The following is a 24,738-nucleotide window of genomic DNA, read 5'->3' on the forward strand; positions in this document are numbered from 1 at the left end:
AGGCTGCGAGACGCCAGATTAGAGGGGCTTGTTTTCTTATTTTTAAACCTGAAAAGAACCATTTTTCAGGGTGATAAACCGGGCCATATCTGAAATTTTTTCAAAAGGTGCGGAATCTGTTCCTGTAAGCAGAATTGTCGTTTGCAATGATGGCAAATATTCCAGCAGTGCTTCGCGTTTGTAACGATCAAGATGCACAAGAGGTTCATCAAGCAGCAGTAAAGGCGAAGCCTTGCGGTATTCTCTCACCAGTGCCGTCTGCGCAAGTGTTAAGCCCAGTAACATAGCCTTTTGCTGGCCTGTGCTTGCAGTATGGGCTGGCAAGCCGGTTTTCCAGTCAGAAAGCATAAAGTCACTGCGATGTGGCCCGATACTGGTGCGGCTCCTTTGCCGGTCTTCACTGCGGCTCAGGTTTAATTTTTCTTTAAACCAGTCTTCTACGGTGAGCGCAGGTTTTTTCTGAATTTGCTCACTGAGGTCACAGTCAAAAGTGACGTGGGAGGCAGGAAAAGCTGATTTATGTGTCTGTGCAAACGATGAAAGATAATAAGCGATTTCGTTACGTGCCGCACTGATAGCGACACCGTGCCGGGCCATTGTGCTTTCAAGGCCGCTCAGCCAGCTTGTCTCTGTCGGGCGGGTTAACAGGAGCTTGTTGCGCTGTGTCATGGCGCGTTCATAAGCTGCCAGCTCACGGGCATGGCCAGGAAGAACAGTCATGACCAGGCGGTCAAAAAAACGCCTCCGGCCAGAAGCATTCTCGCTAAACAGTCTGTCCATCTGGGGGGTTATCCAGATGACGGACAGCAGATCTTCAACCCCCTCTTTTTTAGGGAATGGCTTGCCATTAAGCAGGAAGTTACGACGTTGCCCCCTGCTGGTCTCACTGATAGCCGTGCCAAGGTCAATTATTTCATCATTAAGCTGAAAGCGTGCAGCGACACCCCAGCCGGATGTTTCATTATGCCCCAGCTGCGACAAAGAAGCTCTGCGTAGCCCCCTGCCCGGAGCAAAAAGTGACAGAGATTCGAGAAGATTCGTTTTGCCGCTGCCATTTTCACCGGTCAGAACGGTGAGAGCATTCTCGGGCTGCCATGTAAGATGGCGATAGTTTCTGAAAAGTGTCAGGGTGAGTTTTAAAAGGCGTGGCATAAAAACTGTCAGATCACGCAAAGAATGTGATGTTGATCAGCTCAGCCACGCCTGTGTAAAACTCAGACCCGCATAGGCATAAGAACGTACAGCACTTCCGGGCTGTCAGCATCGCGCACGATGGTAGGAGATGCGCTGTCAGAGAACGCGAACTCCACGTCTTTTTCTACCTGATCGGTGATGTCATTAAGGTAGCGCGCCTGGAAACCAATTTCCAGGTTACCTTCCTCAAAGGTGATGTATTTATCGTCCAGCTCTTCGCGGGTTGTACCCTGCTCCGGGCTGCTGGCAGAGAGAGTAAGCAGGCCTGGCTCAAGCATCATTTTAACAGGCTTGGAGCGTTCCTGACTAATGGCTGCAACACGGGCCACAGCGTTAGCAAAGTCCTTTTTGCCAACACGCAGAATACGGGTGTTATTGCGGGGAATAACACGGTCATATTCAGGGAATGTACCATCAATCAGCTTTGAAGTGATGGTTACCGGCCCGACAGAAAACTGAATGCGGGTTTCTGACAGAGCAACACCGATTTCCTCCGGTGCTTCATCAATCAGTTTGCGGAGTTCTGCAACAGTCTTGCGTGGGATAATCACACCAGGCATTGCCTCTGCACCAGCCGGCAGAGCGGTTTCAGCGCGGGCAAGACGATGGCCGTCAGTTGCAACGCTACGCAGCACGGGCGTGCCTTCACCCGTTATGGCATGAAAGAAGATGCCATTGAGGTAATAGCGTGTTTCTTCCGTTGAAATGGCAAAGCGTGTGCGGTCGATAAGCTGCCTGAGTGCTGCAACAGGCAACGTAAAGCTGCACGGAAAGTCACCTGCACCCATAGATGGGAAGTCATCAACGCTCAGAACATTCAGGCGTGTTGCGAATCGTCCGGCTCTCAGGTGGAGGGGGGCTTCGTTTTCGCTCTGATCAAGCTCAACCGTTGCATTGTCAGGTAATTTTCTGACGATTTCATAAAGCACTGAGGCCGGAGCAGTCGTTGCTCCGTCCTGCATAACATTTGCAGGGATAACCTCAACAACCTCAATTTCCATATCAGTGGATTTAAGGCTGATCTGATCTTTCTGCGCCTGTATCAGAACGTTGGCAAGTATGGGGATAGTATTACGCTTTTCAGCTACACTCTGGATGTGCGCCAAAGCCTTGAGCAATGTTGTCCGCTCAGCTGAAAACTTCATTTATACCTCGTCTCTGTGAACGACCCTTCAGCATTAATGCTGCCAGAGAAGTAAAATTATCCACGATGTTTAACAGTGCTCTGCAACGAGGTCCAGAAACAAAGTGCGCATCAGTTTAAATCAGTTTTCAAGCATCCGGCGCATCAGTTCAACGTCTTCAGCAAAAGCGGCATCACGTTCCATCAGTTCTGCGACGCGGGCCACAGCATGCATGACCGTTGTGTGGTCACGATTGCCAAATTTCCGTCCGATCTCTGGCAGAGAGCGGCTGGTGAGCTGTTTGGCCAGATACATCGCAACCTGCCGCGGGCGTGCTACTGCACGGGCACGGCGGGCGGAAGACATATCTGTGAGGCGGATATTCCAGTGCTCTGATACTTTTTTCTGAATTTCTTCAATCGTCACGCGCCGGTCATGTGCTTTAAGAATGTCGTGCAGTACATCCTGCGTGGCTTCTAGCGTAACCGGGCGGCCAAAGAGGTTTGCATGTGCGATCAGACGGTTCAGCGCACCTTCAAGTTCACGCACATTGGTCGTAATCTTGTGAGCAAGAAATTCAAGAACCTTAGCCGGAACAATGACCCCTGATGCCGCAGCTTTGGCTTCAAGAATGGAAATGCGCAGCTCAAAGGTCGTGGCATGAATGTCTGCCACCATGCCGCACCCAAGGCGCGTGCGCAGCCTGTCTTCAAGGCCTGACAGATCAGAAGGTGATTTATCGGCAGAGACAATGATCTGACGCCCGGCATCAACCAGCGCATTGAATGTATGAAAAAACTCTTCCTGCGTATTATCTTTCCCGATCAGGAACTGGAGATCATCAATCATCAGCACATCGACTGAACGGAGCTGCTCTTTAAACTCCATCGTCGACTGAGAGCGGATCGCAGCGATAAAACGATACATAAATTTTTCGGCTGACATATAAGCGACAGAGACATTGCCTCTTTGCAGCAGTTCAGCACCGATGGCGTGCATCAGGTGTGTTTTACCCAAGCCAACGCCACCATAAAGAAAGAGCGGATTAAAACCGACGCTTGATGGTTTTTCGGCAACGCGGCGTGCGCAGGCATAGGCAAACTCATTTGGTTTGCCGACCACAAAATTATCAAAAGAAAAACGGGTGTCGAGTGTCGCGGCTATATCATTTTTATTTTCAAGGCGGCCGATATCGTCAGCATCAGCTGGCAGGCCGGGAGAGAGCGGAGCCGGCGTCGGTGCTGATACAGCCGCAACCTCACTGGTAATGACCGGAGCAGCCGGGTCACCAGGGCGGGCAACCTGAAGCTCAACATGACGAATAGAGGAAACTTCCTGGTTCCAGAGCTCACTAAGCCGGTCACCATACTGACTACGGACCCAGTCACGCAGGAATCGTGTTGGCAGCAGAAGCGTAATTTCATTGCCATCAACGGGGCCAAGCGCGATTTTTGTCAGCCAGGTATGATATTCAACCTCGCCCACTTCTCCCTTTAAGCGCGAGCAGATGCGCAGCCATGATTTTTCGAGAGCCTTACCATCGTCATCAGGTGCAAGGGTATTTTTGTCATCGTCCACCCCGATACTCATTTACACTCCCAGGTGATTGAACAAAATAAATGGCCTTGGAAACGCCCCGGAAAAAGCATATCAGCCCCTGACGAGACACCATGATGGCATATCAGTCGGGTTCTTTTCAGAGTGTTGCACCGAAAAAGATGAGGCAAAAACTGTCAGAAGGGTTTTTGCAACTTAACGTTAAACACTCCGCTCACGATAACGCAGAGCCTGTGCACGAGCAACAAAAAAGACAGTTTCGTGATAGTTGAGACCGGGGGCATGCCTTCCTGAAAAAGAAAGCCGAATCATCCTCGGGATGATCCGGCTTTTTCAGTCTTCACTGCGTTGATTTTAAAAAATTTAAAATCAGGCTGTGGCAAGAGCTTTAACGCGGGCAGAAAGGCGCGCAATTTTGCGAGACGCCTGGTTGCTGTGAACAACACCTTTGCTTGCAGCGCGCTGAATTTCAGGCTGAGCGAGACGCAGAGCTTCGCGTGCTTCTTCCTGGTTGCCCGATGTGATTGCGAGCTCAACTTTCTTGATGAAAGTACGCATACGAGATTTGCGAGCTGTGTTGCGTGCAGTGCGCTTTGCTGTTTGTCTGATACGTTTGCGGGCTGATGCAATATTTGCCATGAGTTTCGTGTTGTCCAGCATAAAAGAATGGAGCTGATGGCTGACAGGCCGACCAGCCAGAAAGAGTAGCGGAGCTGTAATCCACAGGTGTGGCACTCGTCAAGCTTCATCACGCGAAATAGAGCTTTTTTCGCAGAAATGTTGCTTTTCAGAGCAAAAAAACGTCGACCGGCCGCTTTGCTGAATCTGTTGTATGCCTGGGCAGTCTTCTTCACCAGGGCAGGCAGGGCATGGCTGACCCGCTTTGCCATACACTGCCCATGCATGCTGGAAATAGCCAAGCCCCCCATCAGGACGCACATAATCTTTCAGGCTTGATCCGCCGGCGGCTATGGCTTCGTTCAAAACCTTGCGGATAGCCGTAACGAGAGGACGCAGCTGCTGCGCTGTCAGGTTCCCCGCCGGCGTGCGCGGGTCAATGCCCGCATAAAACAGAGCCTCGCAGACGTAAATATTGCCCAGACCAGCAACGTTTCCCTGGTCAAGGAGCGCAGTTTTTACAGGTGAGTTTTTATTTCTGAAAGCATCAGCAAGTGTTCGCCACGTAAACTGAGAGGAAAGTGGTTCTGGCCCCATAGCGCGAAATGAAGAATATTGCTTTTCATCTGCTGTGTGTATGAGGTCGACAAAACCAAAACGGCGCGGATCTGTGAAAACACAGGCCTTATCATCGTCTGTTATAAAGACAACGTGATCGTGCTTTCCGTCATGGCTCTGAGAATCGAGAGTAACACGCCCTGACATGCCCAGATGCATGATAATCGTAAGGTCACCGGATAATCTTATGAGAATGTATTTTCCGCGCCGCTGAAAATTTTTAACAGTTTTACCTTTGACGCGACGGGTAAAATCGGCAGGAATCTGCCGTCTAAGGTCGTGTCGCTTTACGATGGCAGTCTGTATGATGCGATTCTGCAGAGCAGATTGCATTCCACGTATAACAGTTTCAACTTCGGGTAGCTCTGGCATGACAAAAAAGCAGAGTATAGAATGGTGCCATGATCGACAATAGCTCCATGCCCCCCTCTTCTTCTCATGACGCAAGCGCTGAGGAGACGGATTTCGGATTTCGTTCTGTTCCCAAAGAAGAGAAAAAGCCGCTTGTGCGTGCTGTTTTTGACAGTGTGGCGAGCAAATATGACGTAATGAACGATTTAATGTCTCTGGGCATTCATCGTGTCTGGAAACGTATTTTCATTACCGAACTAGCTCCGGCGCCAGGCCTTAAGCTGCTTGATCTGGCTGGTGGCACAGGTGACATTACCTTCGGGTGGATGCGCAGTGGTGGTGGCCCCGCTATTATGACGGATATTAATGCCAGCATGCTTTCAGTCGGGCGTGACCGGGCTATTGAAAAAGGTCTGGTGTCCAACCTGTCTTTTTGTGTGGTCGATGCTGAGGCTATTCCGCTTAAAGATATGTCTGTCGACCGCGTCACGATCGCGTTCGGGCTGAGAAATTGTACCGATAAAATGGCTGTTATCCGCGAAGCACGTCGTGTTCTTCGTCCCGGCGGTAAGTTTCAGTGCCTTGAATTTTCCCGTGTTCAGGTCGCGGCTCTCGCGCCCGTCTATGATGCCTGGTCTTTTAAAGTGCTGCCTGTGATGGGCGGGCTCGTAGCGAAAGATCGCGAAAGCTATCAGTATCTGGCAGAAAGCATCAGAATGTTCCCTGACCAGGAAACTCTGGCGGAGATGTTCCGTGAGGCTGGCTTGTCGAATGTTAAATATCAGTCTCTCTCAGGCGGCATCGCGGCTATTCATTCAGGCTGGCGTCTGTAAGATATGAGCCAGATCCCGCCTGTGCGTTCTGTTCTGCTGGTTGTTACCGGCAGTATAGCGGCTTTTAAAGCGCCTGAGCTGATCAGGATGCTAAGAGCTGCGGGCATAGCAGTGCGCTGTGTACTGACAAAAGGCGGGGCTGAGTTTGTAACGCCTCTTACATTACAGGCACTCAGCGGAGAGAGGGTGCATACCGACCTTTTCTCTCTGACCGCCGAGCAGGAGATGGGGCATATCGCCCTCTCCCGCTCTGCTGATCTCGTGCTTGTGTGTCCTGCCTCTGCCGATTTTCTTGCAAAAATGGCACATGGCCTGGCAGATGATATAGCCAGTACGCTTTTGCTGGCGACTGATACGCCTGTCATGGTTGCACCGGCAATGAATGTGCGTATGTGGGAGCACGCAGCGACACAGGCTAATGTTACGTTGCTCCGGCAGCGTGGTGTACAGCTTATTGCTCCTGTTGATGGTGTGATGGCCTGTGGTGAGTCTGGTCCAGGGCGTATGGCAGAACCTGCGGATATCAGTGATACTGTCGTAGGGTTTTTCAGGCAGAAATTGCGTGAGGGTCGTGCTCCGCTGGCTGGCAGGCGCGCTCTGGTTACCGCCGGGCCAACCCATGAACCGCTTGACCCTGTGAGATATATTGCAAACCGTTCTTCAGGCTTGCAGGGGTATGCTATTGCTGAAGCTCTTGCTGATTTAGGGGCTGATGTAACACTGGTGAGTGGCCCCACACAGCTGCGTAACCCGGCGGGCATGGCGGTGATCAGATGCGAAACTGCACGTGATATGCAGGCAGCAGTTCATGCTTTGAAACAGCAGGATATTGCCGTTTGTACAGCCGCTGTAGCTGACTGGCGCCCTGCTGCGCAGGCGACACAAAAGCTTAAAAAACAATCACGTAATGATGTCCCGCCTCCGCTTGCCCTGACCGCGAACCCTGACATTCTGGCTGAGTTATCTCAGTCCTCTCCTATCCGGCCTCAGCTGGTTGTCGGGTTTGCCGCTGAAACCGAAAACGTCGCGCAATACGCTCAGGCAAAGTTAAAACGTAAACAATGTGACTGGATTGTTGCCAATAACGTTGGTGCAAATTCTGATGTCATGGGCGGAAGTGAAAATGAAGTTATGCTGATTACGTCTCAGACTTCTGACGCCTGGCCCAGACTCTCAAAAACAGAGGTCGCCCGTAAACTGGCCGTGGCGATCGCTGACTGGTTTTCTCGTTTTTTATAATTCGCGTTCTGGAAAAAAAATATGTCAAGTTTATCCCCGGTTGTGCATGCTCTGACTGTGCAGATTGAACGTCTGCCTCATGCGCAGGACCTCCCGCTCCCAGGCTACGCGACTTCTGGTGCTGCCGGACTGGATCTTCTTGCCGCCGTGGAAAAAGATGTGGTGCTTCAGCCTGGTGAACGGGTCCTGATTCCCACAGGCCTTAAGGTGGCTCTCCCTGCCGGATACGAGATGCAGGTAAGACCCCGTTCAGGTCTTGCGTTGAAGCATGGTCTTGTCCTGCCTAATTCACCAGGTACCATTGATCAGGATTACCGGGGTGAAATTGGGATTATTATGATGAATATGGGGCAGAAACCTTATATCGTTGAGCGTGGCACCCGTATTGCTCAGGCTGTTGTGGCACCGGTTATGTGCGTGCAGTGGCATGAGGAAAAGATTGTGGAGCAGACAGAGCGTGGTGCAGGTGGTTTTGGCAGTACCGGAACAACGTCGGCATGAAAGCAGGACAAACAGACACTACATTTTCTTATGCGGTGCACCGTATCCGACAGGAAAGCGGACTTTATAAGAGCGTAGAGTTTACTGTTTTTGTTTGTTTGTCTGGTTTGCTGCTGCTGGGGGGGCACTATATTTCAGGGCTTACGTCCCCCGGCTTTTTTGAAAAAAAATACTTTATAATCAACTCACCGGGAGAGTTCTTTCTGTGCGCGCTCTTCACTGTGGCGCGCCTGATCTCGGCTGTTATTTTATCTTTTTGCGTTGCCGTGTGTTACGGTTTTGCTGCGACAAAAACCAGGTTTGGAGAACGCTTTTTACCGCCTCTCCTGGGTGTAACAAGGTTCGTCCCTTCCCTCAGTATATTACTTCTGACCATGTTGCTTGTTGGGGCATACGCACCAGGCGTGACATTCCTGCTGGAAGGCGCCGTACTTTTCTCCGCAGTTTTTTCCATGGCTCAGAAAAGTGCTGAAAATATTTGTTATGCCCTTAAAAATATCCCATCAGAACTGAGTGAAGTAACACGATGCTTTAAATTAACTGCATGGCAGAAACTTCTGATACTTGACTGGCCAAAAGTTATTCCCGGGTTTCTGCATGATTTAAGAAATGCATTGGCCGGTGGTTTTATTGTGATTTTATATGCTGAGATTATCAGTGTGAATCATAATGAAAGCAGCTTACCCGGGTTAGGTTCTTATGCTGCTTCAGCTGTATTTCAGGGAAACCTTCTGCCCGCATTGTGTGTTCTGGTTGCTATTATTCTGCTGATGGCAGGGAGTGAGTATATCCTGCTTCGCCCTCTTAATGGCTGGGTCGCACGCTACTATGCTGATGATTATAGAGCGGATATTCATGAAGATGGTGCTGAGTTCATTTCTTTTGAAGAGAGTTATCTCCCTGTAAATAAAAGAAAATTAAATTTTAATTCGTTCTATGAAAAATGCCTCAGACTATTTTCCGAATATTTTTATCGTTGTTTTTCTAAGAAAAATATTTTTCTGAAGAAAATGCAGCTTTCAACATTGTTTTTTATAAGCTTTGTCACGCTTCCGATTGTTATATGCTTTACTCTGTTTACAGTAAGCTTCCACCTGTATCAGTTTACTCAGTATCTGGATGTTTTGTGCCGCTGTGTCATGACACTTCTGCGCATTGGCTGTGTGCTGTTTTTTGCATCATTGCTCTGGCTTCCGTTTGGTATATGGCTTGCGCTGCATGCAAAAAGAAGAGAATTTATTTTAAAAACAGCAGGTTATTTATCATTTTTCCCTGTTGTTATATTGTGTTGCTTTGTCCCGGCTTTGTACTGGTCTGGCTCTTTTCTGCCTGAAAGCTGGTGTTTTTTTCTGCTGATCGCGGGCGCGCAGTGGAGCATCCTGCTGCATGTTGTCCATCGTATGATGGCTTTTCCAGATAGTTTTTCAGATGTGATTCAGACTTTCCATACGCGTGGTTTTTTTCTGATTCGTACTATCATTCTGCCATACATCATCCCGGGTTTTTTATCTGGTCTGGCAGAAGCCGCAGCCAGATCATGGTGCGTCGTTGTGGCGGCTGAATGGCTGCCGGGGCATACATCAGAATTTTTTGTTTATGGTGTGGGGTCTTATCTGGCAGAGGCTTTTCAGGCGCGCTCTGTATCTTGTTTAATGCTGGGAATAGTGATGATGGTCTTTTGTGCCATGGCAGTTAATTTTCTGTTATGGCGACCACTGATCAGTTATGTCTATCGTACTCTGAAAATCAACTGACGGAACTGCCTGCAGAATGTCTTATTCATCTGAAAATGACCAGATATCAGAGACAAAAACAGTCCTGGTGAGCAGCCGTACTGTCTCACAGGTCTATCATAAAGATAGTGCTGTTGATTTGCAGGTTCTTGATGATGTGACACTCGATATTTACGAGGGTGAAATAGTCGGTCTTCTGGGGCGTGCAGGATCAGGGAAATCAAGTTTTCTTCGCATCATGGCAGGGCTTATTTCTCCCTCTTCAGGAGAAGTTGTCTGGAATGAGAAACGCCAGCTCGAAAAAAACAGGCCAGATGTGGCAATGGTGTTTCAGTCTTTTGCCCTCTTCCCCTGGATGACCGTCAAAGAAAATATTGCACTTGGCCTGAAAGGGCAGAAACTTTCAAAAACAGATAAAGAAACGCAGGTAACCGCAGCCATAGAACTTATGGGCCTGGGAGGTTATGAAAATGCCTGGCCCAAAGAACTTGCCCCTGACATGAAACAGCGTGTTGGTATGGCCCGTGCGCTGGCTATCAGGCCTGAGCTGATTTGTATGGATGAACCTTTTTCTGATCTGGATATTTTGACTGCCGAAAATCTTCGAACTGATTTTGTGGAGTTATGGAACGAGGATAAGCTCCCGGTTAAGTCTCTGATGATGGTGACACATAATATCGAAGAAGCTGTGCTGATATGTGATCGTATCGTGGTGTTTTCGTCTAACCCGGGTCGTGTGGCGCATATTCTGCCTGTAACGCTTTCTCATCCGCGCAGCAGAGAAGACCAGGAATTCAGAGGGATAGTTGATCATATTTATGCGCTCATGACGCAACGCGCCCCTGTTATTTCAGAGGCTGATATCTCAATAATGCCTAAACCACCGTCTGCACCTGCGCCATCGGTTCTGACTTTACCGCCGGTTTCAGTCGCTATGATGACAGGTATGATGGAAGCCCTCGCCGCCGCCCCCCTGAATGGCCGCGCTGATCTGCCCGTGCTGGCAGAAAAATTACAGCTTGAGCTTGATGATCTTTTCCCTCTTGGTGAATCTCTTGAGCTGCTGGGACTTGCAGAGCTTGAAGATGGCGATATTTTTCTGACAGATGAAGGGGTGCATTTTGTACTGAGTGACCATGAAGAGCGTAAGGCTATTATGGGCTATGCGCTTATTCATAATGTGCCTCTGATTAAAACAATCAGAGCTGTTCTTGATGAACGTCCGTCACACAGCGCAGATGCAACACGCTTTCTCAGCGAGCTGGAAGCCGGTATGTCGCCGGACTATGCCCGGCAGACTTTACACACGCTGATCGGCTGGACCCGCTTTGCTGAGCTTTTTGATTATGATGAAGAAAGTAATCGTTTTTATACGGATGAGAAGGAAGGAGATTAACCTTCCTTCCGGATATTACCGGTACCGTTCTGCGAACAGCTTTCTCATTTTAACAACTTTTGGCGCAATGACAGCAGCGCAATAACCGGTTTGTGGATTATTATTGTAATAGTTGAGGTGTTTTTCCTCTGCCGGCCAGAACGTGCTCAGAGGCGCAATTTCTGTGACCAGAGGGTTACCCCAGATATCAGCCTCTTCGATTTCTTTTTTAATTGTCAGAGCAGATTGCTGCTGCACATCATTTGTATAGAAAATGCATGAGCGGTACTGCGTGCCGATATCATCTCCCTGCCGGTTGAGTGTTGTTGGATTATGCAGGGTAAAGAAAATTCTGAGCAGATCATCGTAGCTCATGATCTCGGGGTCAAAGATAACTTTTACAACTTCTGCATGTCCCGTCGTGTCTGTGCAGACCTGCTCATATGTAGGGTTTGTAGTATGCCCGCCCGCATAACCAGGAATGACAGACTTTACACCCTTCATATCGCGCAACACAGCATCAAGACACCAGAAACACCCGCCCCCCAGAACGGCATAAACAGGATCAGACATATAAGATACTCCGGTTGCTGAAGCATATGCAGAGTGAAGGCTCTGCATATGCTTTATATATCTTAGATAATACGCGCCAGAGCGGTTTTAAGGCGTGCGCATTCTTCCTTCTGCGTGGCCAGACGGTCCTTCATCTCCTGCACGACTTCAGGGTTAGCACGGGCAATGAAGTTTTCGTTGGAGAGTTTTTTGACCGTTTTGGCCTCTTCCTCTTCGGCTTTGGTCAGCTCTTTTTGCAGGCGTTTTCTTTCGGTCGACAGGTCGATAATACCTTCAAGAGGTAAAACCAGAGTTGCCTCTTCAAGAATAGCCTGCGCGCAGCCCTGAGGCAGCTCACCTTCGAGAATATCAATCTCAGAGACGCGGGCCAGGCGACCAATGGCCTCCTGCCAGCGTTGTGCCCGTTCTGTAATCTCAGTGCTGGCATCTTTAAGGAAGACAGGCACTTTTTGTGAGGGCGGGATGTTCATTTCAGAACGTACCGCACGAATTTCAGAAATTAACCTGATCATCTGTTCACATTCTGCCCGGGCATTATCTGTCTGAGATAACTGAACAGGTTCAGGCCAGGACTGAGAAATTAAAGACCCCTCCTCACCAAAGCCAAAGGCATGCCACAGATCATCGGTAACAAAAGGCATAACCGGCTGGAGAAGACGAAGAATTTGTCCGAGAACATGAGCCGCTACATGACGGATCTCTCTGGCTTCATCCTGATTTTCTGAAGCGAAAACAGGCTTAGCGAGCTCAAGGAACCAGTCACAGAAGCAACCTCTGACAAAGCGGTAACAGGTCAGAGCGTATTCATCAAAGCGATAGGATTCGAGCGCCTTTGTTGCGTCTTCCACCGCCTTTGATGTTTCTGACAACAGCCAGATACCCAGAGCAGACTGAACTGTTTCGGGCTTAAAGCCTTCAACCGCACGAATTTCGTTCATCTCGCAAAAGCGTGCGGCATTCCAGAGTTTGGTTACAAACGTGCGGTAATCCTCGACCTTTTTACGGCCAAGTTTTACATCCCGCCCTACCCCGGTCAGTGAGCAGATGGTGAAGCGCAGGGCATCTGCACCATAATCATCAATAAGCTCCAGGGGGTCGATACCGTTGCCCTTGCTTTTAGACATTTTCTGTCCGCGCTCATCACGAACAAGGCCATGAATGAAAATATCTTTAAACGGCACATCATTCATGAAGTGCTGTCCCATCATAATCATTCTGGCAACCCAGAAGAAAATGATGTCAAAGCCGGTTACGAGCACGCTTGTTGGGTAATAGCGTTCAAGTTCAGGCGTTTTGTCAGGCCAGCCAAGCGTTGAAAAAGGCCACAGACCAGAAGAGAACCACGTGTCGAGTACGTCTTCATCCTGTGTCAGGGCAACGGCACAGCCATAATGTTTATCAGCCTGAGTTTGTGCTTCAGCTTCATCATGAGCAACAAACACATGACCATCGGGGCCATACCAGGCCGGAATACGATGCCCCCACCACAACTGGCGTGAAATACACCAGGGCTGAATATCACGCATCCATGCAAAGAAGGTATTTTCCCACTGTTTCGGGATAAACGTAATACGTCCGTCTTCAACAGCTTCAACAGCTGGGCCAGCAAGCTTTGCCGCATCACAATACCACTGAGTGGTCAGGAAAGGCTCAATCACTGCGCCACCACGCTCAGCGTGTGGAACCTGGTGTCTGTGAGGTTCGATTTTTTCCAGGTAGCCGAGGGAGTCCAGCTCTGCAACAATGGCTTTACGCGCGTCTTCGCGTGAGAGGCCGTTCAGGCCGTTTACAAAGGCCGGGTCAGCCAGGCCAGCAACAGCCTGAAGATCTTCTTTAATTTCATCCAGGGTGATGCGTGCTTCTGCATCAAGTACCGATATCATCGGGAGCTGGTGGCGCTGCCCGACCTCAAAGTCATTAAAATCATGTGCAGGTGTGATTTTAACGGCGCCTGTTCCTTTCTCAGGATCAGAATAGGCATCAGCAACAACCGGGACCAGACGACCGGTTAAAGGCAGGCGTACCTGTTTGCCGACAAGATGGCGATAGCGTTCATCTTCAGGGTTTACGGCAACAGCAACGTCACCCAGCATGGTCTCAGGGCGTGTCGTTGCAACTGTCAGGGTGGTATCTATCAGCCCGTCAACAGGATAACGAATATACCATAACGAACCATTAACCTCTTTGTTCTCTACTTCCAGGTCAGAGATCGCTGATTTAAAGACCGGGTCCCAGTTCACCAGGCGGTTATCGCGGTAAATAAGTTTCTGATTATAGAGAGCGACGAAGACTTCTTTCACGGCCCGTGACAGGCCTTCATCCATTGTAAAGCGCTCACGTGGCCAGTCCAGCGATGCCCCCAGGCGTCTGAGCTGCTTTGTAATGCCTCCGCCAGACTCTTCCTTCCACTGCCAGACCCGTTTGGTAAAAGCTTCGCGTCCCATTGACTGACGCGAAAGCCCCTCACTGGACAGAGAGCGTTCAACTACCATCTGTGTTGCAATGCCGGCATGATCAGTCCCGGGTTGCCAGAGCGCGTCAAACCCCTGCATGCGTTTCCAGCGTATCAGCGTGTCCTGCAAGGTCATGGTTAAAGCATGTCCCATATGCAACGTGCCTGTGACGTTGGGCGGCGGGATCATAATGCTGAAAGGTGGTTTCTGCGTGTTTTCAGGGTTGGCAGAAAAAGCCTTATTGTGCTCCCACAGGGCATAAAGACGTTTTTCTGTTGAGGTAGGATCAAAGGTTTTGCTGAGTGTCATAATTAACCAGGCCACATGAAAAAAGCGGAAGGCATGAAAATGCCTTCCGCCTTTAAGGAGAGAGTTTCACAACTGCATGTTATAATAGCGTATACAGTTATATCAATGCAGAGGAGATGAATCTCAGGGATTACGCTGAGAGAGACGCTCAACTTCTTTTTTAACAGAATCCTGAACGATACCGGCCAGATTAGCATCCAGCCATTTTTTGAGCATTACCCGGACTTCCTGACGTACGATATCTTCAATTGTCAGAGAACCTTGATTATTCACAGCCACTCTTCTCTCCTCATGTTCATGCAGATATTTTTCCTGAAGGGTCTTTTGCAGAATAGCGAACGAACTGTCAGTATCTGCAATAGTCTCAACATTGAGCGGAATAGACAGAGAACCATAGTCACCCTCTTCTTCCCCGCCCTTACTGACATTTCGTGGCTTAGAGACAGAGAGAGCGCTTGCAGTATTTTCCTGAACAGCATTTTCAGGCAAAGAGTTTTGTCCTGTATCGTCCCGCACTACATTATAATCCTGAGCTATATTATGATCGCGTTCGTCAGCATTGCTGCTGGTATGAGCCCGATCTTCATGAACCTCATTTTCTATAGTATTTTTACTTTCCAGTCCAGATAAAGACGCCTTTTCAGTATAGAGCTGAAGCAATATTTCACGGATGCTCGGAGGAGCTTCATCAATCAGCCGGAGTTCTTCTGTCTGTTTTTCAGTGGGTTCACTATTAACAGGCTTTGCTTCCTCTGGTGATAACTTTGCGAACTCTTCCCTGATGACACTTGCTAAAGAGGCCGCAGAATCCTCTTCCTCTTTCTCCGCAGTCAGCTCTGGCGTGAGGATAAGGTCGCCTTCCTCTTTTTCCGCGGTCAGCTCTGGCGTGAGGACGAGGTCTTCCTCTTTCTCCGCAGTCAGTTCTGGTGTGAGGACGAGGTCTTCCTCTTTTTCCGCGGTCAGCTCTGGCGTGAGGATAAGGTCGCCTTCCTCTTTTTCCGCGGTCAGCTCTGGCGTGAGGATAAGGTCGCCTTCCTCTTTTTCCGCGGTCAGCTCTGGCGTGAGGACGAGATCTCCTTCCTCTTTCTCCGCAGTCAGTTCTGGCGTGAGGACGAGGTCTCCTTCCTCTTTTTCCGCAGTCAGTTCTGGCGTGAGGACGAGGTCTTCCTCATCTTCATAAAGCCCTGTGTGTAAGAGGGGAGACTCTAAAAATTCAGGTCGCTCTTCTTTTAATTTATTTCTGATAGAAGCTAAAATATCTTCAATAGGCGTCTTGGTTTCATCGGAGGGAGATGAAGTCACGGTCAAATCCTTTGGCCAACGTCTGTGAGATTACCGCCCTGGCTGATTAAGGGCGTAGTCATTGATTCCCCACAGGCGATCTTTCACTGCTTCGTAGTAGGCTTTTTCATTATAAAGCGGCACCTTAAGGTTGAGATCAAGAGCCGTTAAGCGCCCTATTGCAGCGGCAACATTGTAAGACGCCGTGACAAGCGAACTTAAACTCTGAACCAGAGCAACCTGCGCATTTAACAGGGTAGATTGTTGCTGCAGCACTTCAAGTGTGGTGCTTGTCCCAACTATAGCCTGACGTTCGACGCCATCAAGAGCAATGATACCAGCTCTGATTGCCGCTCTGTTGCTTGATATCGCAGCCTGTGTAGCAACCAGTGTCTGCCAGTTCGCAACAGCATCCTGTGCTGCGGCACGTCGCTGAGTGTCCACTTCCCGGTGAGTATATTGCAGCTGCTGCTTCGCCTGTCTTACACCAGCATACTCAGACCCTCCCTGATAAACAGGAATATTAAAGTTGAGGGTGGCATATTTGTTGTCGTTTATCTGGTTGTTAAGGCTCTGGTTGACGCTTTTCTGATAGGCTGCGGTTGCCGATACCTTCGGTAAAATTGCAGCGACTGCGACAGAGACTGCATCTTTCTGTGCGGCTTCAGTAAAAAGAGCATTAATAACATCAGGGTTATTGCGGACTGCAAAGCTCGCTGCGGTCTGAGCATCTTTAACGGGCAGAACGAGAGGCTGAGGTGGCACCAGATTAGGTGGCGGCGCCATACCAACAATCTGCATGTAAGTCGCCTGCGCAGTCTGAAGAGTTCCTTCAGCCTGCTGACGCGTCGCCTTGGCTGTGGCATAGGCAGATTCGGCCTGAGCTACGTCAGTCCGTGTAATTTCCCCTACATGAAAACGCTCATTGGTCGCACGCAGCTGCTGTTGCAACACACGTTCGTTGTTGATGTTAACCTGAAGAAGCTGTTCGCGCTCAATAACACCAACGTAAGCTGAAACAACCTGTTTAAAAACTTTTTGCTCAGCCGAAATCAGGTTGGCCCGCGCAGCCATAACATTATTAACAGCCTGATGAGTGGCTGCAGTTGTTTTGCCGCCGGTATAGATGTTCTGGGTTATTGTAACGCCAGCAGTATAACCAGGGGTATCATACTTACGTCGATATCCCCCCTCAGCGCCTGTGCCGTTATAGTCATTGAGGCCTTTATAGTAACTCAGCCCGACATTGCCTGTAACTACCGGCCGCCAGCCGGCCAGAGCTGTCGGGACCTGCTCATCCGTAGCTCTCAGCTGAGCCCGGGCAGCCTGAAGTGTCGGGTTAGTCAGATAGGCTGAGGCAAGGGCCTCCTGAAGGGTATGAGGAACAAATTCGGGGGAGCCACTGCCATCATACTTCTGTGCCCACGCAGTCGTGCTGCACAATGCTGCAGCGAGCCCCATTCCACAAATACGCTTCATTAATCTCCCCCCATGCAGGATCAGAACGTGATAGAACATTCCCCAGGTATGAGCAAAGAGAATTTTTTCTATAGTTTGCGGCTTATCAGGATAGTAAAAAAGAAAAACACCAAGAAAAGAGTCTTTCAGGATTCCTTTTTTTATTATGCTGCAGCCTGTGTATGAAAATTTCGATTTTTTTATAATAACAACTCTTGACCTGAAGGGGAAGTCAGGAGATAAGGCAGGCACGTCATCGGTCCGGTGGCAGAGTGGCTATGTAGCGGACTGCAAATCCGCGTACGGGGGTTCGATTCCCTCCCGGACCTCCAGCGATATTTCATAAAAAATTATAAAGTCAGGAACAATCTTTTATAGTTTGTTGCTCTGACTTAAAATGGTCGCCAGGCGAGGAGCATAGTTTGCCCCCGCCAGCCAGTGTAGTAATCAGCCCTTTATTCCTGGTCAGCCCTGATCGACTTAAGGATGCGTTTACGTAAAAACTGAGGCACAAGGCGTTCAGCGACACGGAGTATCCGAAATTGCCAGGGGAAGATGCATTCTTCTTCATTGTGGTGAATGGCTTTCATAATACGTTTTGCTGCGTTTTCGACTGATACCAGAAACGGCAGGCTGCCCTTTAGTCTCTGGCTCATCTGTGTATCGACAAAGCCCGGAGCGATATGAATGACTTTTATACCTTCTTCTTCCCATCCAAGTCGGGCAGCACTGGCGAAAGAAGCCAGGCCGGCTTTAGAGCTGCTATAGGCGGCCGAAAAAGGCAGTTCATAATAAGCGGAGACTGAGCCAATTAGCACCACCCTCCCTCCTTTGCGGGGAATCATACGTCGGGCCGCAGCTGTAGCCAGAGTAACGGGCGCTGTATAGTTCACCAGAGCGAGCTGCAGCACCTTTTGAGGGTCCTCTGTCAAATCTTTCGGTGTTTTAATGTCAGAAAGACCTGCCCCGAGAATAACCATATCGCACTGAGCTATGGCATCATCTTCATAGAAAGCTGAGAGTGCATCCTGCCCCTTTGCCAGGTCGATCTGACGAGAGATAATTTTTGCGCCACGCCCGCCGCAGACTGCTGAAATTTTTCGCAGCTTTTCTTCATCCCTGCCCCACAAAATGAGGGTTCGTCCCGGTCTGGCATAGCGCTTTGCCAGCTCACCACCAATGCCACCGGTAGCGCCTGTAATTAAAATAGATTTTGGTTCCGGCCGATTAGTTGACACGTTTTTACCTCTTTTCTCTTTCACATTTTATCAGAATGGTGCACCAGTCTGCTATCCGTAAGGTGACTTAAGGTGGGAGTGTACAGAGCGCCGATGACTACAACCGATGAAATTATTATATCTCCCGTGTCGGGAGCACGCCAGCTCGCTTTGTTTATCCGTATGCCCCGCCTTCTTTACACAGGTCTTCCCGGCTTTGTGCCTCAGCTCGAAATGGAAGCGAGAGCTATGCTCTCTCCGGCGCAGTCTCCCTTCTTTCAGCATGGCAAGGCACAGTATTTTATTGCGTGGCGCAACGGAGAACCAATAGGGCGTATTGCTGCGCAGATTGATTTTCTTGCGCTTGCACAGCCTGGTCCATCAATTGGTTTTTTCGGCGCTCTTGATACGACAACGCCAGAGTGTGTCGAGCCGCTGATGGAAGCGGCAGAGACCTGGTTACGTCAGTTCGATATTGATGTGATCAGGGGGCCATGGACGCTTAACAGCAATGGTGAATCTGGTGTGATGGTTGAGGGGCAGCTTGAACCTCCCATGGTTGGCACGGCCTGGCACCCTGAAATGCTTGATCAGGCAGTTCAAAAAGCCGGCTTTACAAAAGCGATGGATCTTTTTTCTTATTCCATGCCTCTTTCTCCCGCTGCTGAGCAGGCTAACCGTATTCCTCAGGGGCTGCGTGAGCGTCTGGGTGACATTACCGTCCGCGGATTGCGTCAGGATAAGCTTGTTGAAGACGCAGCTATTTTGCAGGATCTTTATAACGATGCCTGGGCAGGTACATGGGGGAATGTACCCATGACTACAGAAGAAACCAATTTTTTGCTGAAAACGCTGAAACCAGTTTTAAAGCCTGAGCAATACGTCCTTATTGAACTGAATAAAGAACCTGTAGCGATCGCATTAGTCGTGCCTAATGTTTATGACGTCTCAGGCGACCTGAATGGTGCTCCCTCGGCCGCTGGCTGGGCTAAGCTGGCATTTCGTATAGCAACACACGATTTTTCATCGGCCAGGGTTATTTTACTTGGGGTTAAAAAGAAACTCTCAGGCACGGCCCTTGGTGCAATTGTCCCTGCATTGCTTATTGATGAGCTGATACAGCGCGGCAGAGTTCTGCCTTACCGTACGATCGAACTTGGGTGGGTTCTTGAAACGAATGACGGTATTCGCAATCTGATCGAACGCATCGTTCCCACACCATATAAAACGCACAGAATGTATGAAAAATGGCTTAAAACAGCCTGAGATTTTTTTAAAAATGGCTCCAGCCGGGAGAGGAGAAGTTTAATACTTCTCCGTTTTTCCCGATAATTTTTGCCCCTGAAAATGTATTATGAAAATGTCCGATGCGGGTTACCGTAACCGGTCCTGTTGTGGTGTTCACAACCGGGTTCTTTGCCAGTCTTTTTTCCTGCTCAGGAGAAACGCTGAAAAGAATTTCGTAGTCATCTCCACCTGTCAGGCAGGTTTTTAACCATGTCTCACCACATTTCTGCGCGGCTTCTGACATCGGTACAGATGTTGCTTCAATCGTAACACCAAGATGATTTTCACGCGCAAGATGTCCGGCGTCCTGCAGCAGGCCATCAGAGATGTCCATAGCTGCTGATGCAAGCCCGTAAAGTGCAGCACCAACCCGTGGTTGTGGCAGATGGTAGCGTTGTGCAAGATAACCTGACGGATCAGGAATATCCCCCTGAAGGGCGCGCAGACCCAGAGCACCGTCGCCTATGGTACCTGTGACCCACAGCCCATCCCCTGCCCTGGCGCCAAGCCGTTTAATAGCCTGGCCAGGCAATACCGATCCTATGATGGTCAGAGACAGAACGAGTGGCCCCCTGGTCGAGGTTGTATCCCCTCCCATGAGCGCAACATTAAAAATTTTCTGATCCTGCAGCAGGCCGTCACTAAAGGCTGCAAACCATTCTTCAGTAACACCCGGTGGCCTGGCTATTGTTAGCAGCCATCCTTCAGGTCTGGCGCCCATAGCCGCCAGATCTGAAAGGTTACACCGTAACAGCTTACGTCCTATCGTCCCGGGCGGGTCAGAGGGCAGAAAATGTACCTGCTCCACCATCGCATCAGCGGCAATAACAAGCTCACGCCCCTGGGGAGGCGTGTAAACAGCAGCGTCATCACGTAAATTTAATGCCGCAGGGCCTGCAAGCTTTGAGAAGTGCCTGCGTATAAAAGAGAATTCCTGAGGGAGGTCAGTCAGCGTTATGACCCTTTGTATCGGCCTGAAGCTTTGTCGTGATGGTATCAAGTACACCATTGACCAGTTTTGGTTCATCCCCGGAGAAAAACCCGTGGGCGATGTCCATATACTCGTTAATCAGGACAGGTGCAGGTATTGAGTTTTCAAGCAGCTCACCCATGGAAGCCATGAAAAGAGCGCGAAGAACCGGATCAAGCCGTTCAACAGGCCATGTTTCAGGAAGCGTCTCTTTGAGAAGTTCTGTTATTCTCCCCCGATGAAGAAGAGCTTTTTTAACAACAGAATCAAACAGCTGAACATCAGGTGATGGTACACATCCCTCTTCGTATGAGAGCTGCGCCTGTTCTGCATTGAAGCGATATATAATGAACTGCTGAATTACCTCGTCAGCGAAGTCAGCGTTCTGGTCAATCTGAAAAAGAGCCTGAACGGCCGCCAGCCGGGCCGCAGTCCGGGGTCTTTGAGGGGTATGTGTTTGCACGGCCATGTCTATCTCACCAGAGTAAAGAGGACGGTTTGATGGCGTCTTTATGCGCCAAGGTCTAGTCCTTTTCCTTAAAATCGGCAGAAATTTTGTCCATTGACGTTAAAATTTCCGAAAAATCCTTCGCTTCGGTGAAATCACGATACACGCTGGCAAAGCGTACGTAGCCAACAGTATCGACATCGCGAAGCACATCCATGGCCATGCTGCCGATCAGAGCAGAATCAATTTCTCCTTCTCCCGAGGCTTCCAGCCGGCCAACAATTCCGGTAACAATTTGCTCGATTCTACTATCAGGAACAGGTCGTTTACGCAAAGCAATGCGGATGGAGCGTGCAAGTTTCTCGCGCTCGAAAGGTGCTCTTTGTCCATCAGCTTTGATAACGACAAGCTCACGCAGTTGTACGCGTTCGACAGTTGTAAATCGTTGCCCACAGGATAAGCAGGACCTGCGCCGCCGAATAGCGGATATCTCTTCATTCGGACGACTGTCTTTTACCTGGCTATCCGGGTTACCGCAAAAAGGACAACGCATTGCATACCTTCATTATTTAATTTAGACACTATAACAAGTGTCTGCTCATATAGCATAGCAGCGTCAGGCTGCGCGCCAGACAAAATTACAGACCTGCACATGTGGCACATTAAAAATACTGGGAAAATCGATGAAGCAATTTTTTTTAAACAAAAAAACTTTTATCGTATGTTGCATGCTTGTCTGGCCGGGAGTAGCAGCTGCTGCACAAAGCTTAGAAAATTTACCTGGGCAGGAAGATGCTCAAAAGGATATTCTGATAAAAGACGCCAGCTTTGCACTTGTTGGTAACCCACCAGCCGGTGTGATTTATTTTACTATTCAGAATACCGGGGATGCCGCTCACCTGGTTACCAATGTTACTTCGCCTGCCTGTGCGCGTCTTATCGGTCATCATTCTGATCAGGAAAGCACACCAGGAACGATCAACCTGTTCCACAATCTTTCATTACCAGCGCATAGCAGCCTTGTGTTCCCCGTGGGAGGATATCATCTGGTTTGTCTTGATATGCCAGAGAAATTTCTCAGCGCACAGAATATCTCACTAACATTTTCGTTTCTTGGCGGTTCTTCTAAAACAATCGTTGCTCCGGTCGCAAAGTCAGCGGCTTCGCAATAAAGCAACTTACATCACAGGGGGCTCTGCACTGCCCCCTGATATAATGCCGCTATTAATTTTGTGTGAGCGTGCGGCGTATTGCCTGATGCCAGCCGGCAACCATGCTTGAACGCTGTTCGTTAGACATCTGCGGCTGAAATTGTGAGCCACTTTGCCATTCAGCTATCAGATCCTTCGGTGTGCTCCATACGCCGGTAGCAAGCCCCGCAAGAAAACCTGCGCCAAGGGCTGTTGTTTCAATGTTTTTTGGTTTTTCAACCTTAACCTGAAGCATATCGGCGAGGAACTGACAGAACCAGTCATTAGCTGCCATGCCTCCGTCAATACGAAGCGTCTCTGTTGTTCCGGCACCATCCTGCGTCATGGCAGAAATCAGGTCCAGTGTCTGGTAAGCTACAGATTCGAGAGCTGCCCGCGCAATATGAGCGGCTGTGGCATCAAGCGTCAGGCCACAGATAAGGCCACGGGCGTCAGGGTCCCAGTGAGGTGCACCAAGCCCGACAAAACCTGGCACCATATATACGCCGTGACTGTGAGGGATACGCGTGGCCATATCATCAGTCTGTGAAGCATGAGTGATCAGGTTAAGACCGTCACGAAGCCATTTAATAGCGGCACCGGCAACGAAAATTGAACCTTCCAGCGCATAGGTTGTTTTATTGTTTACGCGATAACCGATTGTTGTGAGCATACGATTTTTTGATGAAACCGGCTTTTCTCCGGTATTCAGCAGCACAAAACATCCGGTGCCATAAGTTGCTTTTGCCATGCCGGGAGACAGGCAGGTCTGCCCCACCAGGGCTGCCTGCTGATCTCCCGCCATACCGGCAACAGGAATAGCCCGGCCGTAGAGTGACGGAATGGTTTCACCAAAAATAGTACTGTTATCTTTTACTTCAGGCAGGATTGCAGCGGGAATACGGAATTTTCTGAGCAGCTCCTCATCCCATTCCTGCGTATGAATATTAAACAGCAGAGTGCGTGACGCATTGGTGATGTCAGTCGCATGTACCTTGCCACCAGTCAGGCGCCACAGAATAAAGGAATCTATAGTGCCAAATGCAAGCTCACCTTTTTCTGCTCTGGTGCGTGCGTCATTCACATTATCAAGCAGCCAGGCCAGTTTTGTTGCTGAAAAATAAGGATCGAGCAGCAGGCCTGTGCGCTCACGTACTACGGTTTCATATCCTTCTTCCCGCAGTTTCTGACAAAGCTGCGCTGTACGTCGATCCTGCCAGACGATAGCGTTATAAATGGGCTTACCTGTGGCACGGTCCCAGACAACAATGGTCTCACGCTGGTTTGTGATACCTATAGCGGCAATGCGATCTGCACCGCCAATTTTTTCAAGAGCTTCCTGTGATGTAGCCAGAACATCACTCCAGATGTCTTCAGGATTGTGTTCAACCCAGCTGGACCGTGGGTAAAGCTGAGGAAATTCTTTACGTGCACCGGCCAGCTCCACAGCATTTTTATCAAAAATAATACTGCGTGTTGAGGTTGTTCCCTGGTCGATAGCGAGAACGCAATCCTGCTTACTCATGAAACACAATCCTTTTTTACTAATTTGAAATTCAGATGTAGTATTCAGGCAGATCTTTTGGCTGAAGGCATAAAAGGTCTGATGAGAAACTGATAAAACCCGGCACCAAGAACACCGCCGGCCATAGGGCCGGCTATAGGTACCCACCAGTAATTTAACGGGCCGGGTATGGCTGTGTTGCCCCATCCTGCGAGAAAACAAAACAGACGCGGGCCAAAATCACGGGCAGGATTAATGGCCCAGGCCTCAAGGTAGCCGGCACATGCACCAATGGCGGCGACAAGAAGCCCGACTATTAAGGCGCTTGAATTAGCTTGTGGTGCCTGGGTGTTGTACTCGCAGGTAATGGCAAATATCCCCATAACAAGCATTGCTGTGAGAATAATTTCATCTGCAAAGGCATGCAGTGGCGATACAAAGTCCCCGGGGTGGGTGAAGAAGACCCCGGACGCAACCCCATCGTGTAGCCGGTCAAGAGAATGCGCAACGGCATAATGATCAATAACCGGCGAGAACAAAGTATAGACAACAGCGGCGCCAAGAAAACCACCAGCAACCTGCGCCAGCCAGTAGGGTAAAACTTTTTTCCATGAAAAATTACGAAAAATAGCCAGAGCCAGGGTAACCGCAGGGTTGGCGTGGGTGCCGGACACTGCCCCTGTTACATAAATAGCAATCGTTACCCCAAGCCCCCAGACGATACACACCCCCCAGTAGGCCTGTTTGTAAGGGCTGGGGTCATAAAGTGTGTACATTGCAGCAACAGAATCACCGAATATGATGATAATGAAAACAGCAATGCACTCAGCTATCAGCTCGCCTAAGAAGGCCTTTCTCTTACTAATCATCTTTCGCCCCGTTAATTTTATTTTTATCAGGCAAAT

The 24,738-nt window shown here is 49.4% G+C and carries 22 protein-coding genes and 1 tRNA gene; 8 read left to right on the forward strand and 15 right to left on the reverse strand.

Translation table 11 applies throughout. The features are described 5' to 3' along the window. Positions 1-42: 42 nt before the first annotated feature. The 5 genes from recF to mutM all read right to left on the reverse strand — a co-directional run bounded on the left by recF (position 43) and on the right by mutM (position 5,483). Positions 43-1,152, reverse strand: coding sequence for a DNA replication/repair protein RecF (gene recF, locus GOB58_RS08565; RefSeq protein WP_173559915.1), 1,110 nt, complete (start codon positions 1,150-1,152; stop codon positions 43-45). Between the two features lie 62 nt (positions 1,153-1,214). Then, positions 1,215-2,339 carry a DNA polymerase III subunit beta gene (gene dnaN / locus GOB58_RS08570; RefSeq protein ID WP_086554072.1) on the reverse strand — a complete coding sequence of 375 codons (1,125 nt, stop codon included), beginning with the start codon at positions 2,337-2,339 and terminating at the stop codon, positions 1,215-1,217. 120 nt (positions 2,340-2,459) lie between these two features. Next, positions 2,460-3,908, reverse strand: a complete 1,449-nt coding sequence (dnaA, locus tag GOB58_RS08575) for a chromosomal replication initiator protein DnaA (protein WP_086554073.1) — start codon at positions 3,906-3,908, stop codon at positions 2,460-2,462. A gap of 336 nt (positions 3,909-4,244) precedes the next feature. Next, on the reverse strand, positions 4,245-4,514 hold the full coding sequence (gene rpsT / locus GOB58_RS08580; protein ID WP_086554081.1) for a 30S ribosomal protein S20: 270 nt from the start codon (positions 4,512-4,514) through the stop codon (positions 4,245-4,247). A gap of 99 nt (positions 4,515-4,613) precedes the next feature. After that, entirely contained in the window at positions 4,614-5,483 is an 870-nt protein-coding gene (mutM, locus tag GOB58_RS08585; protein ID WP_173559916.1) for a bifunctional DNA-formamidopyrimidine glycosylase/DNA-(apurinic or apyrimidinic site) lyase, read from the reverse strand. Between the two features lie 29 nt (positions 5,484-5,512). Between mutM and GOB58_RS08590 the strand changes: the two genes are divergently transcribed. From GOB58_RS08590 to GOB58_RS08610, 5 genes are read left to right on the forward strand one after another with little or no spacing between them, the layout of a single operon-like run. Beyond that, complete coding sequence (locus tag GOB58_RS08590; RefSeq protein WP_086554075.1) at positions 5,513-6,295, forward strand: class I SAM-dependent methyltransferase; 783 nt, start codon at positions 5,513-5,515, stop codon at positions 6,293-6,295. A 3-nt stretch (positions 6,296-6,298) separates the two neighbouring features. Next, positions 6,299-7,534 carry a bifunctional phosphopantothenoylcysteine decarboxylase/phosphopantothenate--cysteine ligase CoaBC gene (gene coaBC, locus GOB58_RS08595; RefSeq protein ID WP_173559917.1) on the forward strand — a complete coding sequence of 412 codons (1,236 nt, stop codon included), beginning with the start codon at positions 6,299-6,301 and terminating at the stop codon, positions 7,532-7,534. 21 nt (positions 7,535-7,555) lie between these two features. Then, positions 7,556-8,035 (forward strand): dUTP diphosphatase, encoded by a 480-nt coding sequence (gene dut / locus GOB58_RS08600; protein WP_173559918.1) that lies wholly within the window; start codon positions 7,556-7,558, stop codon positions 8,033-8,035. Further along, positions 8,032-9,789, forward strand: coding sequence for an ABC transporter permease family protein (locus GOB58_RS08605; protein WP_173559919.1), 1,758 nt, complete (start codon positions 8,032-8,034; stop codon positions 9,787-9,789). Before dut ends, GOB58_RS08605 begins: the two co-directional genes overlap by 4 nt. 16 nt (positions 9,790-9,805) lie before the next feature. Next, positions 9,806-11,164: an ABC transporter ATP-binding protein gene (locus GOB58_RS08610; RefSeq protein ID WP_086635313.1), complete on the forward strand. Its 1,359-nt coding sequence runs from the start codon at positions 9,806-9,808 to the stop codon at positions 11,162-11,164. A 15-nt stretch (positions 11,165-11,179) separates the two neighbouring features. Here the strand turns inward: GOB58_RS08610 and msrA are convergent, their stop codons facing one another. The 4 genes from msrA to GOB58_RS08630 form a co-directional block, all read right to left on the reverse strand. Continuing rightward, positions 11,180-11,716, reverse strand: a complete 537-nt coding sequence (gene msrA / locus GOB58_RS08615; RefSeq protein ID WP_173559920.1) for a peptide-methionine (S)-S-oxide reductase MsrA — start codon at positions 11,714-11,716, stop codon at positions 11,180-11,182. Positions 11,717-11,778: 62 nt separating this feature from the next. Continuing rightward, the gene (locus tag GOB58_RS08620; RefSeq protein ID WP_173559921.1) at positions 11,779-14,478 is read right to left on the reverse strand and encodes a valine--tRNA ligase; all 2,700 of its coding nucleotides are present in this window, start codon (positions 14,476-14,478) and stop codon (positions 11,779-11,781) included. A 123-nt stretch (positions 14,479-14,601) separates the two neighbouring features. Beyond that, the gene (locus GOB58_RS13280; RefSeq protein WP_338421274.1) at positions 14,602-15,780 is read right to left on the reverse strand and encodes a DUF2497 domain-containing protein; all 1,179 of its coding nucleotides are present in this window, start codon (positions 15,778-15,780) and stop codon (positions 14,602-14,604) included. A gap of 30 nt (positions 15,781-15,810) precedes the next feature. Continuing rightward, positions 15,811-17,238, reverse strand: a complete 1,428-nt coding sequence (locus tag GOB58_RS08630) for a TolC family outer membrane protein (protein ID WP_086555523.1) — start codon at positions 17,236-17,238, stop codon at positions 15,811-15,813. A 237-nt stretch (positions 17,239-17,475) separates the two neighbouring features. On the opposite strand from GOB58_RS08630, the gene GOB58_RS08635 reads away from it, so the two are divergent. After that, a tRNA-Cys gene (locus GOB58_RS08635) sits at positions 17,476-17,549 on the forward strand. Positions 17,550-17,672: 123 nt separating this feature from the next. Here GOB58_RS08635 and GOB58_RS08640 read toward each other — a convergent pair. Beyond that, the gene (locus GOB58_RS08640; protein WP_233133475.1) at positions 17,673-18,455 is read right to left on the reverse strand and encodes an SDR family NAD(P)-dependent oxidoreductase; all 783 of its coding nucleotides are present in this window, start codon (positions 18,453-18,455) and stop codon (positions 17,673-17,675) included. 93 nt (positions 18,456-18,548) lie between these two features. Here GOB58_RS08640 and GOB58_RS08645 point away from each other — a divergent pair, with 93 nt between their 5' ends. Beyond that, on the forward strand, positions 18,549-19,700 hold the full coding sequence (locus tag GOB58_RS08645) for a hypothetical protein (protein WP_173559922.1): 1,152 nt from the start codon (positions 18,549-18,551) through the stop codon (positions 19,698-19,700). A gap of 7 nt (positions 19,701-19,707) precedes the next feature. Here GOB58_RS08645 and thiL read toward each other — a convergent pair whose 3' ends face one another. The 3 genes from thiL to nrdR are packed head-to-tail and all read right to left on the reverse strand — an operon-like array spanning position 19,708 to position 21,692. Beyond that, positions 19,708-20,691: a thiamine-phosphate kinase gene (thiL, locus tag GOB58_RS08650; RefSeq protein WP_407651747.1), complete on the reverse strand. Its 984-nt coding sequence runs from the start codon at positions 20,689-20,691 to the stop codon at positions 19,708-19,710. Further along, the gene (gene nusB, locus GOB58_RS08655) at positions 20,666-21,160 is read right to left on the reverse strand and encodes a transcription antitermination factor NusB (RefSeq protein ID WP_086555527.1); all 495 of its coding nucleotides are present in this window, start codon (positions 21,158-21,160) and stop codon (positions 20,666-20,668) included. Before nusB ends, thiL begins: the two co-directional genes overlap by 26 nt. Before the next feature lie 55 nt (positions 21,161-21,215). Next, the gene (nrdR, locus tag GOB58_RS08660) at positions 21,216-21,692 is read right to left on the reverse strand and encodes a transcriptional regulator NrdR (protein ID WP_086555528.1); all 477 of its coding nucleotides are present in this window, start codon (positions 21,690-21,692) and stop codon (positions 21,216-21,218) included. A gap of 130 nt (positions 21,693-21,822) precedes the next feature. Between nrdR and GOB58_RS08665 the strand changes: the two genes are divergently transcribed. Then, entirely contained in the window at positions 21,823-22,311 is a 489-nt protein-coding gene (locus tag GOB58_RS08665) for a copper chaperone PCu(A)C (protein ID WP_086555529.1), read from the forward strand. A gap of 52 nt (positions 22,312-22,363) precedes the next feature. On the opposite strand, the gene glpK is transcribed toward GOB58_RS08665, so the two are convergent. After that, positions 22,364-23,854 (reverse strand): glycerol kinase GlpK, encoded by a 1,491-nt coding sequence (glpK, locus tag GOB58_RS08670; RefSeq protein ID WP_086555530.1) that lies wholly within the window; start codon positions 23,852-23,854, stop codon positions 22,364-22,366. Between the two features lie 44 nt (positions 23,855-23,898). After that, positions 23,899-24,702 (reverse strand): MIP/aquaporin family protein, encoded by an 804-nt coding sequence (locus GOB58_RS08675; RefSeq protein ID WP_173559924.1) that lies wholly within the window; start codon positions 24,700-24,702, stop codon positions 23,899-23,901. Positions 24,703-24,738: the final 36 nt, after the last annotated feature.

This window comes from Acetobacter thailandicus, from assembly GCF_011516655.1.
Lineage (GTDB): Bacteria > Pseudomonadota > Alphaproteobacteria > Acetobacterales > Acetobacteraceae > Acetobacter > Acetobacter thailandicus.

Bases quoted from the DNA above. Each gene is read 5' to 3' on its own strand.
- dnaN (WP_086554072.1), bottom strand. From the start codon at position 2,339: ATGAAGTTTTCAGCTGAGCGGACAACATTGCTCAAGGCTTTGGCGCAC.
- GOB58_RS08605 (WP_173559919.1), top strand. From the start codon at position 8,032: ATGAAAGCAGGACAAACAGACACTACATTTTCTTATGCGGTGCACCGT.
- coaBC (WP_173559917.1), top strand. From the start codon at position 6,299: ATGAGCCAGATCCCGCCTGTGCGTTCTGTTCTGCTGGTTGTTACCGGC.
- dnaA (WP_086554073.1), bottom strand. From the start codon at position 3,908: ATGAGTATCGGGGTGGACGATGACAAAAATACCCTTGCACCTGATGAC.
- GOB58_RS08645 (WP_173559922.1), top strand. From the start codon at position 18,549: ATGACTACAACCGATGAAATTATTATATCTCCCGTGTCGGGAGCACGC.
- mutM (WP_173559916.1), bottom strand. From the start codon at position 5,483: ATGCCAGAGCTACCCGAAGTTGAAACTGTTATACGTGGAATGCAATCT.
- GOB58_RS08665 (WP_086555529.1), top strand. From the start codon at position 21,823: ATGAAGCAATTTTTTTTAAACAAAAAAACTTTTATCGTATGTTGCATG.
- msrA (WP_173559920.1), bottom strand. From the start codon at position 11,716: ATGTCTGATCCTGTTTATGCCGTTCTGGGGGGCGGGTGTTTCTGGTGT.
- nusB (WP_086555527.1), bottom strand. From the start codon at position 21,160: ATGGCCGTGCAAACACATACCCCTCAAAGACCCCGGACTGCGGCCCGG.
- dut (WP_173559918.1), top strand. From the start codon at position 7,556: ATGTCAAGTTTATCCCCGGTTGTGCATGCTCTGACTGTGCAGATTGAA.
- GOB58_RS08630 (WP_086555523.1), bottom strand. From the start codon at position 17,238: ATGAAGCGTATTTGTGGAATGGGGCTCGCTGCAGCATTGTGCAGCACG.
- GOB58_RS08620 (WP_173559921.1), bottom strand. From the start codon at position 14,478: ATGACACTCAGCAAAACCTTTGATCCTACCTCAACAGAAAAACGTCTT.
- recF (WP_173559915.1), bottom strand. From the start codon at position 1,152: ATGCCACGCCTTTTAAAACTCACCCTGACACTTTTCAGAAACTATCGC.
- glpK (WP_086555530.1), bottom strand. From the start codon at position 23,854: ATGAGTAAGCAGGATTGCGTTCTCGCTATCGACCAGGGAACAACCTCA.
- nrdR (WP_086555528.1), bottom strand. From the start codon at position 21,692: ATGCGTTGTCCTTTTTGCGGTAACCCGGATAGCCAGGTAAAAGACAGT.
- GOB58_RS08675 (WP_173559924.1), bottom strand. From the start codon at position 24,702: ATGATTAGTAAGAGAAAGGCCTTCTTAGGCGAGCTGATAGCTGAGTGC.
- GOB58_RS08590 (WP_086554075.1), top strand. From the start codon at position 5,513: ATGATCGACAATAGCTCCATGCCCCCCTCTTCTTCTCATGACGCAAGC.
- rpsT (WP_086554081.1), bottom strand. From the start codon at position 4,514: ATGGCAAATATTGCATCAGCCCGCAAACGTATCAGACAAACAGCAAAG.
- GOB58_RS08610 (WP_086635313.1), top strand. From the start codon at position 9,806: ATGTCTTATTCATCTGAAAATGACCAGATATCAGAGACAAAAACAGTC.